Source organism: Amycolatopsis sp. A1MSW2902, from assembly GCF_017312175.1.
Taxonomy (GTDB): Bacteria; Actinomycetota; Actinomycetes; order Mycobacteriales; family Pseudonocardiaceae; genus Amycolatopsis; species Amycolatopsis nivea.
The window spans coordinates 2023672-2042650 of the sequence record NZ_QJPO01000001.1; the positions used below are offsets into that span (position 1 = coordinate 2023672).

The 18979-nt window shown below is 71.3% G+C and carries 17 protein-coding genes; 4 read left to right on the plus strand and 13 right to left on the minus strand.

The window, feature by feature from the left end; genetic code table 11:
* Positions 1-85: 85 nt before the first annotated feature.
* The gene (locus tag DMP23_RS09270) at positions 86-916 is read left to right on the plus strand and encodes an aminoglycoside phosphotransferase family protein (protein WP_337820776.1); all 831 of its coding nucleotides are present in this window, start codon (positions 86-88) and stop codon (positions 914-916) included.
* Here DMP23_RS09270 and DMP23_RS09275 read toward each other — a convergent pair.
* A complete protein-coding gene (locus DMP23_RS09275) occupies positions 909-1646 on the minus strand; it encodes an alpha/beta fold hydrolase (protein ID WP_238604499.1) in 738 nt (245 codons plus the stop codon). The two genes, DMP23_RS09270 and DMP23_RS09275, sit on opposite strands and share 8 nt — an antisense overlap.
* A 51-nt stretch (positions 1647-1697) precedes the next feature.
* On the opposite strand from DMP23_RS09275, the gene DMP23_RS09280 reads away from it, so the two are divergent.
* Positions 1698-2222: a GNAT family N-acetyltransferase gene (locus DMP23_RS09280; RefSeq protein WP_167754401.1), complete on the plus strand. Its 525-nt coding sequence runs from the start codon at positions 1698-1700 to the stop codon at positions 2220-2222.
* Between the two features lie 820 nt (positions 2223-3042).
* Here DMP23_RS09280 and DMP23_RS09285 read toward each other — a convergent pair.
* Both DMP23_RS09285 and DMP23_RS09290 read right to left on the minus strand, forming a co-directional pair.
* Entirely contained in the window at positions 3043-4065 is a 1023-nt protein-coding gene (locus tag DMP23_RS09285) for a pyridoxal-phosphate dependent enzyme (protein ID WP_337820777.1), read from the minus strand.
* An 89-nt stretch (positions 4066-4154) separates the two neighbouring features.
* Positions 4155-5123 carry an ABC transporter substrate-binding protein gene (locus DMP23_RS09290; protein ID WP_337820778.1) on the minus strand — a complete coding sequence of 323 codons (969 nt, stop codon included), beginning with the start codon at positions 5121-5123 and terminating at the stop codon, positions 4155-4157.
* A 128-nt stretch (positions 5124-5251) separates the two neighbouring features.
* Between DMP23_RS09290 and DMP23_RS09295 the strand changes: the two genes are divergently transcribed.
* Positions 5252-6268: a FecCD family ABC transporter permease gene (locus DMP23_RS09295; RefSeq protein WP_051729103.1), complete on the plus strand. Its 1017-nt coding sequence runs from the start codon at positions 5252-5254 to the stop codon at positions 6266-6268.
* Between the two features lie 115 nt (positions 6269-6383).
* Positions 6384-7355: a FecCD family ABC transporter permease gene (locus DMP23_RS09300; RefSeq protein WP_037815296.1), complete on the plus strand. Its 972-nt coding sequence runs from the start codon at positions 6384-6386 to the stop codon at positions 7353-7355.
* A gap of 19 nt (positions 7356-7374) precedes the next feature.
* On the opposite strand, the gene DMP23_RS09305 is transcribed toward DMP23_RS09300, so the two are convergent.
* The 10 genes from DMP23_RS09305 to DMP23_RS09350 form a co-directional block, all read right to left on the minus strand.
* The gene (locus DMP23_RS09305; RefSeq protein WP_337820779.1) at positions 7375-8049 is read right to left on the minus strand and encodes a hypothetical protein; all 675 of its coding nucleotides are present in this window, start codon (positions 8047-8049) and stop codon (positions 7375-7377) included.
* Between the two features lie 181 nt (positions 8050-8230).
* Positions 8231-8740 carry a serine O-acetyltransferase EpsC gene (epsC, locus tag DMP23_RS09310; protein ID WP_337820780.1) on the minus strand — a complete coding sequence of 170 codons (510 nt, stop codon included), beginning with the start codon at positions 8738-8740 and terminating at the stop codon, positions 8231-8233.
* A 96-nt stretch (positions 8741-8836) separates the two neighbouring features.
* Complete coding sequence (locus DMP23_RS09315) at positions 8837-9847, minus strand: pyridoxal-phosphate dependent enzyme (RefSeq protein ID WP_337820781.1); 1011 nt, start codon at positions 9845-9847, stop codon at positions 8837-8839.
* 8 nt (positions 9848-9855) lie between these two features.
* Entirely contained in the window at positions 9856-12765 is a 2910-nt protein-coding gene (locus tag DMP23_RS09320; protein ID WP_337820782.1) for a type I polyketide synthase, read from the minus strand.
* The gene (locus DMP23_RS09325; RefSeq protein WP_337820783.1) at positions 12762-13952 is read right to left on the minus strand and encodes an NAD(P)/FAD-dependent oxidoreductase; all 1191 of its coding nucleotides are present in this window, start codon (positions 13950-13952) and stop codon (positions 12762-12764) included. Before DMP23_RS09325 ends, DMP23_RS09320 begins: the two co-directional genes overlap by 4 nt.
* Positions 13949-14698: a thioesterase II family protein gene (locus DMP23_RS09330; RefSeq protein WP_337820784.1), complete on the minus strand. Its 750-nt coding sequence runs from the start codon at positions 14696-14698 to the stop codon at positions 13949-13951. The genes DMP23_RS09325 and DMP23_RS09330 overlap by 4 nt, the downstream gene beginning before the upstream one ends.
* Positions 14695-16341 (minus strand): (2,3-dihydroxybenzoyl)adenylate synthase, encoded by a 1647-nt coding sequence (locus tag DMP23_RS09335; RefSeq protein WP_337820785.1) that lies wholly within the window; start codon positions 16339-16341, stop codon positions 14695-14697. The genes DMP23_RS09330 and DMP23_RS09335 overlap by 4 nt, the downstream gene beginning before the upstream one ends.
* On the minus strand, positions 16338-16595 hold the full coding sequence (locus DMP23_RS09340) for a hypothetical protein (protein WP_051729097.1): 258 nt from the start codon (positions 16593-16595) through the stop codon (positions 16338-16340). Before DMP23_RS09340 ends, DMP23_RS09335 begins: the two co-directional genes overlap by 4 nt.
* A gap of 100 nt (positions 16596-16695) precedes the next feature.
* Positions 16696-17643: a streptomycin biosynthesis protein gene (locus DMP23_RS09345; protein WP_337820786.1), complete on the minus strand. Its 948-nt coding sequence runs from the start codon at positions 17641-17643 to the stop codon at positions 16696-16698.
* Positions 17640-18905, minus strand: coding sequence for a DegT/DnrJ/EryC1/StrS family aminotransferase (locus DMP23_RS09350; RefSeq protein WP_337820787.1), 1266 nt, complete (start codon positions 18903-18905; stop codon positions 17640-17642). The genes DMP23_RS09345 and DMP23_RS09350 overlap by 4 nt, the downstream gene beginning before the upstream one ends.
* Positions 18906-18979 lie beyond the last annotated feature (74 nt).

Here is an 18979-nt window from a genome sequence, read left to right on the forward strand (position 1 = left end):
GCTCAGGCGGGCCTGATCCGGGCGGTCAAGGGGATCGTAGCCCTCGGTACCGACAGTCGCTCGCACCGGCTGCTTAGATCACCGCATGACCGACCCGTTCCGCGCTGCGGCGGTCTCCTCCGCGCTCGCCGCCGACCGCCGGTTCGGCCTGGCGACGGGGTCGGCCGAGGTGCTGCACGAGCGCTCGAACGTGCTGGTGAGGATGGGTCCGGTGGTGGCGAGGGTCCCGGCCACCACGCGGTTGCTGCGGCCGGACGCGACGGCGTGGCTCGAACGGGATGTCGCCCTTTCGGCCTACCTCACCGAACGTGGTGTGCGCGTCGTCTCACCGACCGCGGATCCCCCGGCCGGACCGCATTTCGCGGAGGGGTTGCCGGTCACGCTCTGGCACTGGACCCCGCACGATCCGGACCATCGGCACGGGCCGGACGAGACCGCCGCGTCGCTCGCCCGGGTCCACACCGCGTTGCGCGAATATCCCGGCGAACTGCCGTCCCGCGGCCCGGTCGGCGAACTGCTGGACACCGTCGCCCGCAGCGGTTCGCTGCTGGACGGCTTCGCCGACCGGATCGGCGCGGAAACGGAACGGCTCGCCGCGCTGCTGCCGTCCGGCCCGGTCCAGCCCCTGCACGGTGACGCGCACCCCGGGAACCTCATCGAGACCGCCGACGGCCCGTGCTGGCTCGACTTCGAGGACACCTGGCGCGGACCGCTCGAATGGGACCTGGCGATCCTGGCGCGACAGGGCGGCTCGGAGTTTCTCGCCGCGTACCCGGGCGAAGCGGACGAAGCCGTCCTCGCGACGTGTACGCAGCTTCGCTCGCTCTTCGCGGTCACGTGGCGGTTTCTGATCGCACAGCGCTTCCCGCACCGCCTCGACGAAGCACGCGCCGCGGCCGTCGACTACTTCAGCTGACCCAGCCGAGGATCGCTTCGACCACGCCAGCCGGGTCCTCCAGCGGCGTCAGGTGCCCGACGTCCGGGAGAACGGCGAGGGTCGCGTCGGGGAGTGCTTCGACCATGGTGTTGGCGGCGTCGAGCGGCGTGATCGCGTCGCGCTCCCCCACGATGACGAGCGCCGGGACGTCCGTTTCGCGCAGCAGGTCAACGGAATCGGGCCGGTTGCGCATCGCCCGCGCGGCCCAGGCGACCCCGGACGGCGGCTGCGCGTCGATCAATTCGCGCACGCGCGCGCGAACGTCGGCGGACGCGGTGTCAGCCAGCAGGTTCGGCAGATTCGCGTCGGCCAGCCAGCCTTTGACGCCTTCGGCCTCGGCGCGATTCGCTACGTCGAGCCGGGTTTGCGCGGCTTCGGGGGTGTCCGCGGCGGCTTTGGTGTCGATGAGGACCAGCCCGCCGACGCGTTCGGGAGCCTGCCGCAGGACGGCCATCGCGAGGTAGCCGCCCATCGAACAGCCGCCGAGAACCACCTGGTCGAGTTCGAGCTTGTCCAGGAGCGCGACGACGTCCCTCGCCGCGTCCGCCAGCTCCGGCTCGGCTTCGCTCTCCGGCAGCGGACTCCGGCCGAGGCCGCGCTGATCAGGCGTGATGACCCGGAAGCGCTCCGCGAGCGGCGCGCGGACCGGGTCCCACATGCGGGCGTCGAGCGGGAAGGCGTGCAGGAGCACCAACGGCAGTTCGGTCATGGCGGAGATTGTCGCTGTTTTGGGGCGCGATTTTTGTCGGACCCCGTCGTTATGGTCGGGGGCGTGACAGAGATCGTGACGGAAAGGCTGGTGCTGCGGCACTTCGTGGAGGCGGATCGGCAAGCGGTGGTGGAGATCCAGAGCGACCCGGAGACGAACCGGTACAACCCGCGTCCGCCGGACACCGCGACCACGCTGGTGATGTTCGACAGCTGGCTCGAACACTGGGCGACGTTCGGCTATGGGTACCTGGCGGTCCGGGAGCGAGGCAGGCCGGAAGCCGCCGACGGGTCGGACGTGATCGGCATGGCCGGCGTGCGCAACCGGGAGTTCCGGGGCGAGAAGGTGCTGAACCTGGCGTACCGCTTCCGCCCGTCGGCGTGGGGGAAGGGCTATGCGGTGGAGGCCGCGCGGGCGTCGGTGGAGTGGGCGGAGCGGGAGATACCGGCGATTCCGGTGCTGATCAGCGTCGCGGTGACGAACACGCCGTCGTTGCGGGTGGTGGAGAAGCTGGGTTTTACGGATTACGTGGAGGAGGAGTACGACGGGGCGGTTTCGCGGCATTTCCGGCGGTGAGGGGGCTTGGGAGGTGTTTCTCGATCGGGCGCGGGGTTCGTGGGAGGGCGCTGACGGCTGCTGGCCGCGGTCGCGGAGTGGCCGGGCGTGCGATCGCTACGTCTTTTGCTCCGCGCGCCAGCACAGGCTGCGCGGGACGACGCATGCACTCGTAATCGCCGTTCCCGGAGCGGGCGGGCGAACGCGGGGTCTTCCAGGACCGACACCGCGCGGGCATCGCGAGACAACAGCTGCACCGTCCCGAAGGGCCCGGCGAAGGCAAGGTCTTCCGTCCTAGCTCGGTACAGGCTTCGCGAGACAACACCTGCACCCCTAACCGCCGTTCCTCAAGCGACCGGGCGAACGCGACATCGCGACGTCTTCCGGAACCCGACCCGGCGCGGGCATCGCGAGACAGCAGCTGCGCCGTCCCAAAGGGGCCCGGCGAACGCGAGGTCTTCCGTCCTAGCTCGGCATAGGCTTGGCGAGACAACGCATGCACCCGCCGTTCCCAACCGGCCGGACAAACGCGACATCGCCAGGCCTTCCAGAACCGACCCCGCGCGGGCATCGCGAGACAACGCCTGCCCCGTAACCGCGGTTCTGGAGCGGGCGGGCAAGCGCGACGTCGCGAGGCTTCGCCCCGTCGCGCACACTCCGCAAGGCGACTCCGAGGTCCCGACCCCAGCCGCCCTGAACCGGCCGCGTGCGACCCGTCGCCGCCGGGCTTGGTGCATCCGGTGGTCGGCCAACGCGAGTCGCGCCAGTGGCGTCGTCCGGTGCCCCCGGAAGCCCGCGTCCGGTGACGATGCGCGGAAACGCGGGCCCAGGGGCAGCAGGCTCAGAGGCGGCTGGCGTTCTTCCAGTCCTCCGCGGTACCCGAGTCGGCGAACAAGGTAACCACGGTGTCGTCCGGGGTGCGGGTCGCGGCCAGGCGGCGGGCGGTGATCCAGTTGGCCGCCGCGGAGCCGCCGATGGCAGTGCCGGTGGCGGCGCGGAAGTCGCGCATGCCGCGCAGGACTTCGGGGTAGGACACGGTCTGGTGCTGGACTCCGGGGATCAGGTCGCTGACGAAGCGCTGCCGCATCCCGTATCCGAGGCCGCCTGCTCCGGGGAACTTCGAGGTTTCGTTGGGCGGGCTCGTGGTGCCGAAAGGAAGTTCCGCCGGGGTCACCGCAACGACGTCGAGGGCGCCGTACTCGGTGCGCAGTGCGCGGGCGACTCCGCCGAGGGTCGCGCCGCTGCCGACCGCGGCTACCCACGCGGACGGGCGCCGTCCGACCAGCTGGGTGATGATTTCCTGGCCGGTGAGAAACTGGTTCACCGCGAAGTTGTGCAGGTCGCGGTGCTGCGCGACCATCGTCCACCGGGGGTCGGCGTCGGCGATTTCCTTGGAGAGCTTGAGAAAACCGAGCACGAACTCCGAACCCCGGGAGAATTCTACCGACGCTCCGGTGCCGCGGATCTCCTCGACGACGCTCTCCGCCATCGAACTCGGCAGCACGACCTTGATCGGGATTCCAGCCAGTTTGCCCAGCTGCGCCAAGGCGCGCGCCATGTTGCCGCCCGAGCCGGCGACGATGCGCAGGTCGTCAAGGCGGTCGACATTGGCGTTCACCGCGCCGCACAGCAGCGAGTACGCGGTGCGGTCCTTCACTGAGCCGAACGGGTTCTCGAACTCGTACTTGGCGAAGATCTTCGCACCACCGTCCGGCCCGGGGACCTCGACGAGCCGGGAGTGCCCGAGCCGGTCCCGGAATTCCTTCAGCGCCGGGAACTGTTCCAGGGTCAGCCGCTCGTCGAACATCTCGTCCAGCGGATCGCCGATCGTCAGGTCGATCACGTCCTGGTAGGCGTTCGTCATGACTCCTCTTTCTCGCCTCGGAAATCGCGTCGAACTGTAACCGTTTTTTCTTGCGTATCAACGTTTTCCCGCACCAGTGGCTGAACGCTTCAGCCAGCGAGGGCGCGGGTCAGGCCAGTCAGCTGATTCGCCGCCGCGCGGTAGCTCAGCGGCGGTTCGGGCTGCCACGAGTAAACCCGCCCGGCCTGGACGGCTTTCTGTCGTTGCCAGAACGGATGTCCGGCGACGTCTTCGGGCTGCAGGCTCGTGGAACGGGCGTCCACCATCAGCACGTCCGCCGGGTACCGCAACGAGTTTTCCCACGACAGTTTCAGCGCGTACTTGCCCCCGGGCGGGAGCACGACGGGCACTCCCAGCGCGAGGTATTCCCGCAGCAACGGCCATCCCGTGCGTGCGATCCGGATCCCGTCCGGATCGATCGAAACGAACAGCACCCATGGTGCCTGCCGCGCCGCCGCACGCAGTGCCGCACGTGCCCGCAGGTACTCGGCCCGCTGCGCCGCGACGCCGGACGCGCCGAGCGACGCGGCCAGGTCGCCGAACCGGCGCAGCGAATCCGGCAACTCGGCCGCGTAACTCTCGAAGGACGCCACCGGACAGAACTTCCGCACCTGCGCCCCCACCCCAGGGTCGAGCTGGGAAAGCCCGTACTGCAAGGAGTCCAGCACCAGGTCCGGCTTCAGCGCGCCCGCTCGTTCCACGTTCAGCTGACCCCAGGCGGAGCCCAAAACAGCGGCACGGTCAAGGCTTCCCAGCGTCGCGCGATCAAGCTTGCGCCCCTGCGCCAGAACTCCGCCGTACACCCCGGCCACGTCGACGCCGTAGTCGTGCAGAGTGCTGGCCACGGTGGCGTAAGCGATGATTCTCCTTGGCACCGAAGGGAATTCCAGCCGCAGACCGGTGTCGTCGGAGACCGTCCACGAACCCGGCGGCACTTCCCGGACCGGGCCGGCCTCCGCAGAACCCGCCGACAGTCGCGGTGCGACCACCGCGGCGGTCGCGGCGATCCCGCCGAAGAGCACGGTCCGCCGGGCGGGCTTGCCCGCGCCCCTCGCCATCAAACCTCCTGTGCCGCAGGGAGAAAGTGTTCGTCCGGCCCCGTCGGACACTTGCTCGGATTAGGGTTGCCTAACCATAATCCGGCTCCTGCGAACGGAGAAGCCGCTCGCCTTCTCCGGAGATGAACATGGCGCAAGCTCAGCGAACGCACCGAACCGTCGTGCGGCCCGGCACGGGATGGGCCGCCGTGCTCGCGGTGCTTGCGCTCGTCGCGCTGGCCAGCGTGTGTGCGGGAGCGACGTTCGTTTCCCCTGGCACGGTCCTAGACGCGCTGCTGCACTACGACCCCGCCCGGCTGGATGAGCTCGCCGTGCGGACGCTGCGGCTGCCCCGCACCCTGACCGGGCTCGCAGCCGGAGCCGGGCTCGGCCTTGCCGGTGCGATCCTGCAGTCATCGGTGCGAAACCCGCTGGCAGATCCCGGAATCCTGGGCATCAACGCCGGAGCGGCACTGGCGATCGTCCTCGGCCTGACCACCATGGGTTCGCTGACCGGGTCGTCGACCGCTTGGCTCGCCCTGGCCGGTGCCGCGGCCGCCGCGGCCGTGGTGCACCTGCTCGCTCTCCGGTCGCGCGGTCCGGTGACGCTCCTGCTCGCCGGGACCGCACTGACCGCGATCCTCACCTCGGCGACCGGCGCCGTCCTGCTGACCGACGGCGGCACATTCGCCCAGTTCCGGTTCTGGCAGGTCGGTTCCCTGACCGGACGGCCGGTCTCGGTCCTCCTTTTCGGCATGGCCCTGCTCGTGCCCGCGCTCGGCTGCGGGCTGCTGCTCGGCAGGGCGCTCAACGTGCAGGCGCTGGGCGAGGACCTCGCGATCTCGCTGGGGCACCGAACCGCGCCGGCGAAACTGCTGTCCAGCGCGGTGGTCGTGGTGCTGTCCGGGGTCTCCACCGCGATCGCCGGACCGATCGGCTTCCTCGGCCTGCTGGCACCGCATCTGGCGCGGCTCATCACCGGACCCGATCAGCGCTGGGTGCTGCGCTATTCGGTCGTGCTGGGCCCGCTGCTGCTGTTGCTCGCCGACCTCCTCGGCCGGTTCGCGGCCGGACCGGCGGAACTGCCCGCGGGAGTGGTGACCGCGGTGCTCGGGACGCCGGTGCTGATCGTGCTGGCGCGCCGCAAGAAGCTCTCGGCGACCTGAGGTGCGACGCCCCGCGGGCCGACCTGACTCGCGCCCTCGCCCGCCGGCGGCTTCCCGCCATTCATCCCCGCCCACCGTGCGCAATCCAGGCACAACGACCCCACGGCAGTCCACCATGAACCGAACCGCCCGCCTCGTCCTGCCGATCCTCGCCGTCCTCGTCGCCGGTCTTCTCATCGCCGGACTCCTCTACGGCGACTTCCCCCTCTCGCCGTCGTCCGTCCTCCGCGCACTCGCCGGAACCGCCGACCCGCGGGCGAGTTTCTTCGTCCTGGACGTCCGGCTCCCCCGATCGCTGCTCGCCGTGACGACCGGGGCGGCCTTCGGGCTGGCGGGCGCGATCGTGCAATCCCTGGTCCGCAATCCGCTCGCCAGCCCGGACGTGCTCGGCACGACCTCCGGCGCCGCGACGGCCGCGGTGTCCGCCTTGCTGCTGTTCGGCTGGACCGGGCCTGCCGTGTCGGGGTCGGCGCTGGCCGGCGGGCTGGTCACCACCGGCGCAGTGCATCTGCTGGCCACCGCGCGGGGGCGGAATCTCGTCCTCATCGGCGTGGCGGTCGCGGCCTTGCTGGCCGGCGGGGTGTCTTGGCTGCTCACCGTCGGCGAGGTGACCGAAGCGCAGGCCGCGCTGGTGTGGCTCACCGGGACCCTCGACGGCCGGTCTTGGCCGGAACTGGTGCCGCTGCTGTGGTTCACGATCCCGGCGGCATTGGCCGTGGTGCCGTTCGCGCGGCCGCTGACGCTTCTCGGGCACGGCGACGACCTCGCCCGCTCGCTCGGAGTCGAGGTGGGCCGGACCCGCGTTTTCCTGACGATCGCGGCCACAGTGCTCGCTTCGGCCGCCACGGCGGCGGTGGGGCCGGTTGCCTTCGTGGCACTCACTGCCCCGGCATTGGCCCGGCTGCTGACCGGCCGCCGGGAGCCGTCGCTGGCGGCGTCGGCGTTGCTGGGGTCCGCGTTGCTGATGCTGGCCGACCTGCTCGCGCGTTCGCTGAGTTCGCCCGCCGAAATCCCGGTCGGAGTGGTGACCGGGATCGTCGGCGGGGCGTATCTGCTGTTCTTGCTCGTCGGCCGGGGAATGCGGTGAAGGAATACGGCCGAACTGTTCACACGATGGTTTCGCACTCTTCAATCGACGCCAGCAGGAAATCGCACCCGCCGGCGCAATCGTCGATTCGCAGGGAAACGTTTCCGATCACCCGGGAAAGGTCCGCGGCCATCCGGCGCAGTTCCCGCTCGGCCGAGGCGACGCCGGGACCCGCGCTGAGCTGCCGGATCCAGCTCAAGTCCTGCGCCGCCCAGGAAAGCAGCGCGCGGTCGTCCAGCCTGCCGTCCAGTGCCAGCAGCTGATCCACCCTGGACCGCAGCGCGCGGACCATCAGCGGCTCGACCGGGACCGGAGCCGGCGCGGGCGGGCGGACGTCGCGGGCCGCCAGCGCGGGCCACAGGTTCGCCAGCCGGATTTCCTCGCCCAGCTCAGCGGAAAGAATCGAGGCGACCACCGCGGGCAGCGGATCGCGCGGCGTGACCCCGCGCAGCCAGTGGTAAGGGGCCTTGGCGCTGATCGTGCCCGATCCGAGCCTGCGGTTGATCTCGCGGGCGAGCCGGTCCGGCGACCAGGAAAGCCGCCGCAGGCACGCGCCGAGAACTCCTTTGGCCGCAGGCGAAACCGACGGCCGGGAACCCGGCCGCGGCGAACCCGACGGAGCGGCGACCGGGCCCGCCCGTCCCGCACGTGCGGGAATAAGCGCATTGCCTTCCGGACCGGGTACATGGCCCACCCGTATCGGATACCGTGCCTGCACGAAATCCCCCACATCCGCCGGATCGCGACGTCTTGCCTCGATCCTAACGGACCGGCCGCGCCGCGACAATTGACCATCGCCGGTGAGCTGCCTCACGAGTGGCGCGAACATTCCTTCGCGGCGGTTTTTTTCCGGTGCCCGATTCTTGTCGCCTTCCTTACGCGGTCCGCGGAACGGCGAGCACTTTGCTTCCCTCGGGCACGTCGGAGACCACGAGCGCGGTCGCGCCCACGAACGAATCGTCGCCGACCTCGACCGGGCCGAGCACCGTGGCACCGGCACCGAAGGTGACCCGGTCGCCGACCGCCGGATGCCGTCGTTCGCCCGCGTCCCTTCTGTTGTCGCGCCACCAGCCGACCGCGCCGAGTGTCACGTGCTGGTACAGCGTCACGTCTTGGCCGACTACCGCGGTCTCCCCGATGATCACCCCGGTGCCGTGGTCGATGAACAACCGGCGGCCGATCACCGCGCCGGGATGGATCTCGACGCCGGTGAGCACCCGCGCGAGATTGGTCAGCAGCCGTGCGGCGATCCGGTGCCCGCGCCGGTAAAGCGCGTGCGCGACGCGATGGATCCAGACCGCGGGCAGCGTGGAATGGGCCAGCGCCTCGGCGAGAGTGTCGATCGACGGATCCCGTTCGACGATCGTGCGGAGGTCTTCGCGCATCCGTGCGAATGCCCCGAGGCGACCCGAATCCGCGGCGGCCCCGGACTCGGCACGACGCGGCGGCGCCGGGCTGACGGACCGGACAGTGACCATCGTTCAGCCCTTCCCCTTCGTCTTTTCCCAGATGTCGACTACTGCGGTGACCTCGTGCGGGCCGTCCGGAAAAATCGTGACGACGACGTCCTCCGGCGGCAGCTTCGCGGCGACCGCGCGGGCGACGAGCCAGTTCGCCGCCGAGGCCGGGCCGATCTCGCGACCCGTCGCGGCACGGAATTCCCGGACCCCGGCGCGGGCCTCGCCCGCACTCACGCTTTCCGTTGCCAAGTCCGGCAATTCGCCCTCCACGAGCGGCTGCCGGTAGCCGTGGCCGAGCCCGGCCCATCCCGGCAGCCCGGACCGCGGCGCGGCCGCCGACCCGTACGGCAGCTCCGCGGCGGTCACCCCGGTGACGACCGGGTCCGCACCCGCCGCGCGCAACGCCCTGGTCACCCCGGCGAGGCAGCCGCCGGCGCCGGCGCCGCACACCCACGCGGCCGGGACGAGACCGTCGAGCTGGCCGATGATCTCGCGTCCGGTCACGAACTCGTGCATCGCCACGCACACCGGATCACGATGCGCGTCCAGGAGAATCCACTCCGGTTCGGCTTCCGCGATCTCCCCGGCCAGCGCGATCGCGGCGAGCGGCCCGCCTTCCGGATCGGCCCGGTCGACCCGCACGACGGCCCCGTCCGGCCCGAGCGGCACTTCCTCGGCGAGCGCCAGCCGCAGCGGCACGCCGATCAGCGAGCAGAGGTGGCTCAGCGCGCGAGCCAGCTCCGGTCCGGCCGCGGCGACGAACCGCGGTTCGTCCGGGGAGGCCCCGATCGCCTGGCAGGCCAGCGCGTACGCCACCCGGTCCGCGTCCGATCCGGTCGGGTTCTCGTATTCGTGTTTGGCCAGCACCCGGGCCTCGCCCGGCGGTCCGGGCACTTCGGCGAGCCGGGTCAGGCCGAGCCCCGCCCGGAAGGCGCGCAGCCGGGGAAACCGGGAGAGCGGAACGCTTTCCCGGAACAGCGAACCGTGCGGTTCGGGCAGGGCGGTCCAGTTCGGGAACCGTCGCGTGGGCACCACGCTCTTCACTCCTTCGGCTCAGCGGGCACGGTCTTTTCCAGCGCCTCGGCGAACGCGGCCGGGGTGGGCCGCGCCATCACGTCCGGCAACGAGATCTCTTGGCCGAGCGCGGCGGCGAGACCGGCGCTCAGCTTCGCGGCGAGCAGCGAATGGCCGCCCAATTCGAAGAAATCGTCGTGCACGCCGATCGGCCGGTACTGCAGGACGTCCTCCCACACCGCGACGATCCGGCGGAGCAGTTCGGTGTCCGGCGCGGCGAAGCTCCCGCTCAGTTCGGCAGGCCGGGAAACGGCTTCGTCCGCCGGGACTGCGGCCGGTTCCGGCGTGCCCGGCTGCCGCCCGATCCAGTACCGCTGCCGGGCGAACGCGTACCCCGGCAACGCGACCGTCTGACCAGCCCCGTCGTGCACCGCCTCCAGATCGACCGGACAGCCCCGCTGCCAGAGCGCGCTGACCGCGCCCAGCAGCACCTCCAGCTCGGGCCGGTTTTCGTTCGGGCGCGGCATAGTGCGCGCCACGGCGACCCGGTCGCCGAGCGTCGCCCGCGCCAGCGTGCCGAGCGTGGCTCCGGGGCCGACTTCCAGCACCAGCCCGCCCGCCGCGCCGGCGAGAGCCGAGGCGAAGCGCACCGGTTCCCTCGCGTGCGCCGCCCAATACCCGGGATCGACGGCCTGCTCGCCGGTGAGCAAGGCACCGGTGACCGCGGAGAACACCGGCACCTCGGGTTCGCTGAGCCGCGCCGTGCCGAGGAATTCGGCCAGCCGCGGCACGACCCCGTCCATCATCGCCGAGTGGAAGGCGTGCGACGTGTGCAGCGGTTTGTGCTGGATCACTTGCCCAGCAAGGACTTCAGCGCATTTCTCGATCGCTTTCGCGGGCCCGCTCAGCACGCACAGCTCCGGCGCGTTGACCGCGGCGACCGTGACTTCGCCGGACAGCAACCCGCTGATCCGCTCCTCCGCCGCGGAAACGGCGAGCATCACTCCCGGCGGCTGCTCCGCCATCAACCGGCCTCGCTCCGCGACGAACCGCAGCGCGTCCGGCAGCGACAGCACCCCCGACAAGCAGGCTGCCACCAGTTCGCCCAGGCTGTGGCCGACCATGGCGTCGGCGCGGCAATCCCAATCGAGCAGCTGGCTGGCGAGCGCGTAGGAGGTCACGAACAACGCTGGTTGCGCGAGTTCAGTCGCCCGCAGCCGTGCCGGATCGGTGTCCGGCGAGAACATCAGCTCCCGCAGGTCGACACCGAGACGCGGCGTCAATTCCCGGACGCATTCGTCGACAGTCTCGGCATAACCGGGCAGTTCGCGATAGAACTCCGCTCCCATGCCGGGATACTGCGCGCCTTGCCCGGGGAACATCCACACGACGCGGGGCTTGTTCGCCGACGCCGCGGCCGCTGGCGCGGCGAGAGCGGCAGCCGAATCGGTCACCACCACCGCCCGCCGGTACCGCCAGGTTTCGCGGCCACGACGCAACGTCGCAGCGACGTCCGCGAAAGCCGGTGCGTCTGGTTCCCGAAGCACCGCGGCCAGGTCGCCGGTCATCGTCTCCAGCGCTTCCTTCGTTTTCGCGGACAGCACCAGCACTTGCGGACGGCGAACCGGCGGCGTCGGCGTCGGCCGGGCCGCTTCTTCGAGCAGGACGTGCGCGTTGGTCCCGCCGATGCCGAACGCGCTGACCCCGATCCGCCGCGGCGACCCGCCGGTCTCCCATTCCCGGGCCTCGGTCCGCACCACGAACGGCGTGCTCGCGAAGTCGATCGCCGGATTCGGCTCGGCGAAGTGCGCCGTCGGGGCCAGCACCCCGTGCTGGAGCTGGAGAATCGCCTTGATCAGCCCGGCGATCCCGGCCGCGGACTCCAGGTGCCCGACGTTGCCCTTCACCGAGCCGACCGTGCAGAACCCGGTGCGCGAGGTGCGGAAAGCCCGGCTCAGCGCGGTGATTTCGATCGGGTCGCCGATCGGGGTCGCGGTGCCGTGCGCCTCCACCGCGGTGATCGTGTCCGGTGCGAAGTCCGCGTCCGACAGCGCGGCGCGCACCACTGCCTCCTGGCCGGCGGCGCTCGGCGCGGTGAAGCCGACCTTGCCCGCGCCGTCGTTGTTCGCCGCCGATCCGGCGAGCACCGCGAGCACCCGGTCCCCGGCCGCGACCGCGTCGTCGAGCCGTTTGAGCACCACGGCACCGACGCCGTTCCCGAACACCGTCCCGGAGGCCGCCGCGTCGAACGGACGGCAGTGCCCGTCCCGCGAGAACACTATGCCGCGTTCCCAGCGGTAGCCGACCCGGTGCGGAACCCGCACGCACACCCCGCCGGCGAGCGCGATTTCGCACTCGCCCGCGCGCAGCGCCCGCACCGCCTGGTGCACCGCGACGAGCGAGCCGGAGCACGCGGTCTGCACGCTCACCGCCGGTCCGGTCAGGCCGAGCCGGTGCGCGATGCGGGTGGCGAGGTAGTCCTTGTCGTTGTGGATCTGCAGTTCGAAGATCTCCGAGCCGAGCACGACCGGACGTCCGTCGAGCAGGTTCGACATCAGGTACGCGGGCATTCCCGCCGAGGCGAACACTCCGCCGCCGGTCGCGTCGCCGGGCCGGATCCCCGCGTCCTCCATCGCGTGCCAGGCGCATTCGAGGAACACCCGGTGCTGCGGGTCCAGTAGCGCCGCCTCGCGCGCGCCGAAGCCGAAGAAGCGGGCGTCGAACAGATCGTGCTCCGCCAGCGTCGCGGCCACCGGCACGTAATCCGGGTGCGCGATCTCGTCGGCGGGCACGCCTTCGGAGAGCAGTTCGGTTTCGCTGAGCGGCGCGACGGATTCGACCCCGTCGCGAAGGTTGCGCCAGAACGCCGCCGTGCTGGACGCGCCGGGGAACCGGCCCGCCATGCCGACGACGGCGATCCGCCGGTCCGCACTCACTGGACGGCGGCCCGGAGGCCGGTCAACGCGTGCCGGGCGATGTCGTGCCCGGTCTTGTCGTCGGAGAGCAGGTCGGCGCAGATCCGGCCGAACAGCGGGACCAGCTTGAACGCCCAGCCGCCCGCGGCGACCACGACGTTCTCGCCGCCGTCGACCAGGCCCTCGGCGGTGCCGAGGTAGAACTGCCGCTGCGGATCGCCCGGCAGCACCGCGAGACAGGTGCCGGTCGACACCGGTTCCGGGTCCAGCCAGGGAAGATGCGCGCGCACCCAGCCGGACACCCGCTCGACGTGCGCGGGTTGCGGACGGCCGGTGGCGAGGTCGGGGTCGGCCAGCGCGTCCACCTCGAAGTCCGGGCCGAGCCGGGCGAGCCCGTCGTTCGCCCACGGATTGGGCGGGAAACCGTAGAACAGGTTGGTGTCCTCGGCGGTCGGCTCCTGGAAGGCGAACCAGAACGGCCTGCGCACGCCGTCGCCCCGGTCGCGCAAGGTCACCAGCGCCATCTCGTAGGTGTGCAGGTCCAGTTCTCCCGCGCCCCACGGCCGGATCAGCTCGTTGACGTGCGCGTTCGACGCCAGCACCACTTTGTCCGCGCGGTAGGTCGCCCGGTCGCTGCGCACCACGACGCCGTCCGGCCCCGGCTCCACCGCGAGAATCCGTTCCGGCGACTGCATCCGCACGCCGCCCAGGTGACATTGCTGCACCAGCGCGGCCAGCGTGCCGCGCACGTCGATGGCTCCCCCGCTCGGCTGCAGGAAGCCCTCGAAATGGGCGGGCAGGTTGCGGAATCCGTAGCGGCGCTCGATTTCCTTGCCGGACAACCATTCGTAGGGCACGGACAGCTCGTCCATCGCCGCTGCGGTGTCGGCGATGTGGCCCTCGTTGGTGGGCACGTGGGTGTCGCCGAACCACAGGCTGCCCAGTTCGTGCACCAGCGTGCGCCCGGTGTCGGCCTCCAGTTCCTTCCACAGCGGCGCGGTCGCCAGCGTGAGCCGGAAGATGTCCGGCTGGGTGTACTGCACCCGCCAATGCCGTTCGCCGCCGCTGGATCCGCAGCTCTCGTTCAGGAAGCCGAACCGGTCGGTGACGAGCACGCGCGCGCCGCCGACCGCCGACCGCCACGCGGCGGACAGGCCGATCGGACCGCCGCCGATCACGATCACGTCGAACCGCTCCTCGGCACTCATGCCAGTACGTCCTCTCGTCGAAGAATCCCGGTGATCGCGGCGACCGTCTCCGCCGCCGCTTCGCGCAGGTAGAAATGGCCGCCCGGAAAGACAGTCCGGTCGAATCCGGCCCGGCACCACGCGGCCCAGCCCGCGACCTCGTCCGGGCTCACCGCCGGATCCTCGGCCCCGCAGAAGGCATTGACCGGGACGGTGATTTCCGCCGCCGCGGGCCGATAGGTCTCGACCGCCTCGTAGTCGGCGCGGACGAGCCCGGCCACGAACGCGCTGAGCCGCGAATCGGCCCGGATGCCGGAGGTCCCGCCGGCCAGCCAGTCGACGAGGTCCAGCACGGCCTCGTCCCCGAAATCGCGGACGCCCCGGTCCGGCAGCAGCCCGGGTGGGAACTGGCTGGACACGATCAGCCGGCGCGGTGCCGGAAAACCGTTCTGCCGCACCACATTCAGCAGCTCGTACCCGACCAGCGCGCCCATGCTGTGGCCGAACACGGTGTACGGCGCGTCGAGCACCTCGGCCAGCGCGTCGGCCGCGGCTTCGGCCAGTTCCGCCAGATCGGTCAGCGCGGGCTCGCCGGTCCGGTCCTCCCGGCCCGGGTACTGCACGGCCAGCAGTTCGACCTCCGGCGGAAGCAGCGGCCGCCACGGCCGGAACGCCGACGCGCCGCCCCCGGCGTGCGGAAGGCAGACCAGTTGCTGCCGGACCGGGCCCTCGCCGGGAATCCGTTTGATCCACGCGGAACCGGTCATCCTCGCGCCCCGCTCAGCATCGCGGCGTCGCGCAACCCGGCCGCGTCCCGGCGCAGTGCCACTTTGTCGACCTTGCCGGTGCCGGTCAGCGGAAGGGCGTCGAGCACGACGAGGTGTTCGGGGAACTTGTACCGGGCAAGGCCCTGGGCGTCCAGGAACTTCCGCACCTCGCGCAGCCCGGGCCGCTCGGCGCCGGGTGCGGGCACCACGCAGAGGCAGACCGTCTCGCCGTGGATCTCGTGCGGCACGGCGACCCCGGCCGCTTGGGCGATCGAGGGATGCCGCAGCACCATCGCTTCCAGTTCCTCCGCGGAGATCTTCTCGCCGCCGCGGTTGATCACGTCCCGCAGCCGCCCGAGAATCTCCAGGTTTCCGCCGGGATCGACGCGCACGAGATCGCCGGTGCGGTAGAAGCCGTCCGGCGTGAACGCTTCGGCGGTCGCTTCGGGATTGGCGTAGTACCCGGCGACGGTGTAGGGCCCGCGAGTGAGCAGTTCCCCTTCCTCGCCGGGCTCGACGTCCGAACCGTCGGCGGCGACCACCCGGATCTCATCCTCGGGCAGCAACGGCCTTCCCTGGGTGTCGCGGATGACGTCGTCCGGGTCGTCCAGGCGGGTGTAGCAGAGCAACCCCTCGCTCATCCCGTAGCACTGCTGAACGGTGCCGCCGAGTGCGGCGCGGAGTTCGTCAGCCGTCCCTGGCGCGAGCCGGGAACCGCCGACCAGCAGTACGCGGAGGGACGACAGCTCGCGGCTGGTCCGCTTCGCTTCGGCACTCCAGCGCAGCGCGACCGAGGGCACCAGCGTGCTGTGCGTGACCCGCTCTCGTTCGATGATTTCGAAAGCACCCGAAGGAGATTCGGGCGAACTCAGGACCACGGTCGCCCCGACGGACAACGCACCGAGAATGCCCGGGCAGTTCATCACGAAGCCGTGTTCGGCGGGCATCACGACCAGGTTCACCGCGTCCCGGGTCATCGCGTTCACGGTGATCGCGTGCCGGATCATGCAGCCGTAACCCTCGTGCGTCCGCGCGATCGCCTTGGGCAGACCGGTGGTGCCGCCGGAAAGCAGGAACACCGCCGGGTCGGACGGGGCCGCCGCGGGCTTCCACGCGCTCGGCGTCTCCTCGCCGGGTTCGCACAACAGCGCGAGATCCACCTCGTCCCCGGTGGTCTCAGCACCGCGCACGAGCAGGTTTTTCAGCCCGGCATGGCGTTCTCGCAGCCGGCGGGCGACAGTCAGCGCTTCCTTGCGCCGGCCGGACGCGTCCACCGCCAGCAGCACCGGCCCGGTCACCGCGACGACGTGGTCCAGCTCGTGTTCCCGGAAGGCAGGCAGGATCAGCACCGGCGCGGCACCGAGTTCAAGCGCCGCCAGCACGAGCACGACGTACTCGGCGCAGTTGGTCAGCGCGACCGCGATCCGATCGCCAGGACGCACGCCCAACCCGGCGAGCCGGTCCCGCGCGACGCCCACCGCGTCGCCGAGTTCCGCGTAGCCGAGGCGGCGCGCACCGTCGACCACGGCACACCGGCCCGCCGCTTCGGCGAACTGCCGGCGGATCGGCGTCACCACGAGTTCGTCGTTCCACAGCCCGGATTCCCGGTACCGCCGCGCGCGTTCTCCGGTCACCCCGGTCATCGGGGCACCGCCGCACCGGCCAGTTCGGCGAGCCGGCCGAGGGTGTAGTCCTCGGTGTCCCACAGGTTCACCGCGAGCCCGAACCGGGCGGTGAGCTCCAGTTGCAGGTCAGTCGTCTCGACCGAGCTGAGCGCGAGGTCCGCGCGGAGCCGGGTCGAGGAGTCCGCCTCGGCCAGGGTTTCGGCGTCGATGCCGATTTCGGTCAGCAGGTCGAAGATCTCTTCCGCGGCCGGGGCCGGGTGCGAGGATGGCACAGCTCTCCATACCTTTCACGGTCTTGTCCCGCGTCCGGGCGCGCGGGAGTTCGGAAGGGGCTGTCCGGGGTTTTCCGGACGGCGGGGCACAGCAAGGCATTCAGTGCGGATCCGGCAGCGCCGCGCGGATCTGCTCGGCGAGCCCGGACAGGTCCCGCGCGTAGGCCTCGGCCATCGCGGCCACGGCGGGCAGGCAGTGCGGCGGCACCGCGCCGAGGATGTCCGACCGGCGCCCGAGCGCCTGTCCGGTCAGGTTGAGCAGGTGCAGCAGCACTCGCCCGGGTTCGCTCGAACGCAGCGCCGGGTCCGTGCGGAGCTGGCGCAACAACAGCGCCGCATCCACCCGCGGCGGGGCTTCCGGCACGGTCTCGGCGCGCGGACGCCGCTGGTCCGGAACCGGATCCTGGCCGGAATCCAGCCGCCGCCGCACGTCGTGCGCGGTGCCGAGCGAGATCCCGGCGCGGCGGGCGACCTCGCGCAGGGACAGGCCGGGCTCCTCGGCCAGCAGCGCACCGGCCTGGCGGCGTCCCTCGGCCGCGGACAACGGGCGCGCCCGTCCGTCGCGGCCGACCCGCGCGGTGTTCGACCCCGGAATTTCCGCGGTCGAACGCCGCAGCGCGCCCACCGTCTTGTCCGAGAGCCCGGCCAGATCCGCTACCACGTGGTCCGACCAGCCCGGGAATTCCCGCACGATCCGCACCGCCGCGGCCCGCCTGCTCTCCAGCGACAGCGGAAGGCCGTGCGCGATGTTCGACCGCACCGCGTAGAGGAAACACTCGGATTCGGTGCCTTCGCACAGCACCGCGCGGATCCGCTCGTCCTCGCGCAGCACCGCCGCCCGCACGCGGTGTTCGCCGTCGATCACGCGCAACGTGTCGCGCTGCACGACGATCGGCGGCAGCACCGCGGGATCGCGGCCGGTCAGCATCCGGACGTGTTCGGCGACCGGGCCGTCCACCCGCGGCGAACCGCCGAGCACGAGGTTCCGCACCGGCAGCGAGACCGGAGCGCCGGACAGCACCGCGCCGGGTGTCGCGAAGCCGATCACGAGCCGCTCGCCCGCGCCCCGGCCGCCACCAGCATCGCCGGGGCAGGCCCGTTGAGGTCGGCGAGCACCCGGTCCAGCGTGTCGACCAGATAGTCGACCTGCGCCAGGCGCAGCCCCGGATGGCACGGCAGGTTGATCAGCGAGCTGAACCACAATCGTTCCGCCACCGGGCATTCGCCCGGCCCGTGCCCGCGGTGGCGCCATTCCGGGAGCAAATGCTGCGGGAAATAGCGGAGCTGGATCTCCACTCCGCCGCGGTCGAGCGCGAGCACCATTTCCTCGCGCAGTTCGGCGGTTTCCGCGAAGCAGGTGTAGAGGTGGTAGGCGTGCGTGCTGCCCGCCGGGGCGGATTGCGGGGTGACGAAAGAATATCCGTCGATCACCTCGTCCAGCCGCGAGGCGATCGCCCGGCGCAGCGCGGCCAATTCCGGCAGCCGCGCGAGCTGCACCACCCCGACCGCGGCGGCGGCCTCGGACATGGTCGCGTTCGTGCCGCTTCGGCGGATCCGGTGCACCGTGTCGCGGTATACGCCTTCGGAGTACTTCATCCACGGCAGCAGCAGCGGTTCGTCCTCGCCGGGCAGCGCCGAGGTGCTGAGGTGGCCGTCGTAGTCGTTGCCGCGCAACCGCCGCAGCCGGTGCGCCCAGACCTCGTTGTCGCAGGTGATCATGCCGCCCTCGCCGAGGGTGGTGATGTTCTTGGAGTTCTGGAAGCTGAAGCAGCCGAGGTCGGCCAGCCCGCCCGGCGCCCGCCCGCGGTAGCCGGCGCCGAGCGCGTGCGCGCAGTCCTCGACGACGAGCACCCCGTGCGCACGGGCGATCCGCATGATCGCGTCCATGTCCGCGGGACAGCCGCCGTAGTGCACCAGCAGCAAAGCCTTGGTGCGCGGGGTGATCAGCGCCTCGAACGACGCCGGGTCGACGGTGAGCGAACCCGGGTCGACGTCGCAGAACCGGACCCGCACGCGGTGGTCGAGCAGCGGCTGGACGGTGGCCTGGTAGGTCTGCGGGGTCGCGATGACCTCGTCGCCCGGCTCGAGATCGAGCATCTCGACCGCGAGCTGCACCGCGACCGTGCCGCTGGTGACCGAGACCGCGTGCCGGGTTCCGACCATCGCGGCGAACTGCCGCTCGAACCGCGAGCGGTGCTCGCCCATGGACAAAGTGGACTCACTGGTGACCAGCTCGACCAGCGCGTCAGCCTCGGGCGAGGCCAGCACGCTGCCGCGCAAAGGACAGGACACAATGAAGTTTCTGGACACGGCCGAACACATCTCCCCAGTTCAGGTCGAATGCCATCCGCCTCATTCAAGCATCGCGGACGAACCCGCTGGAA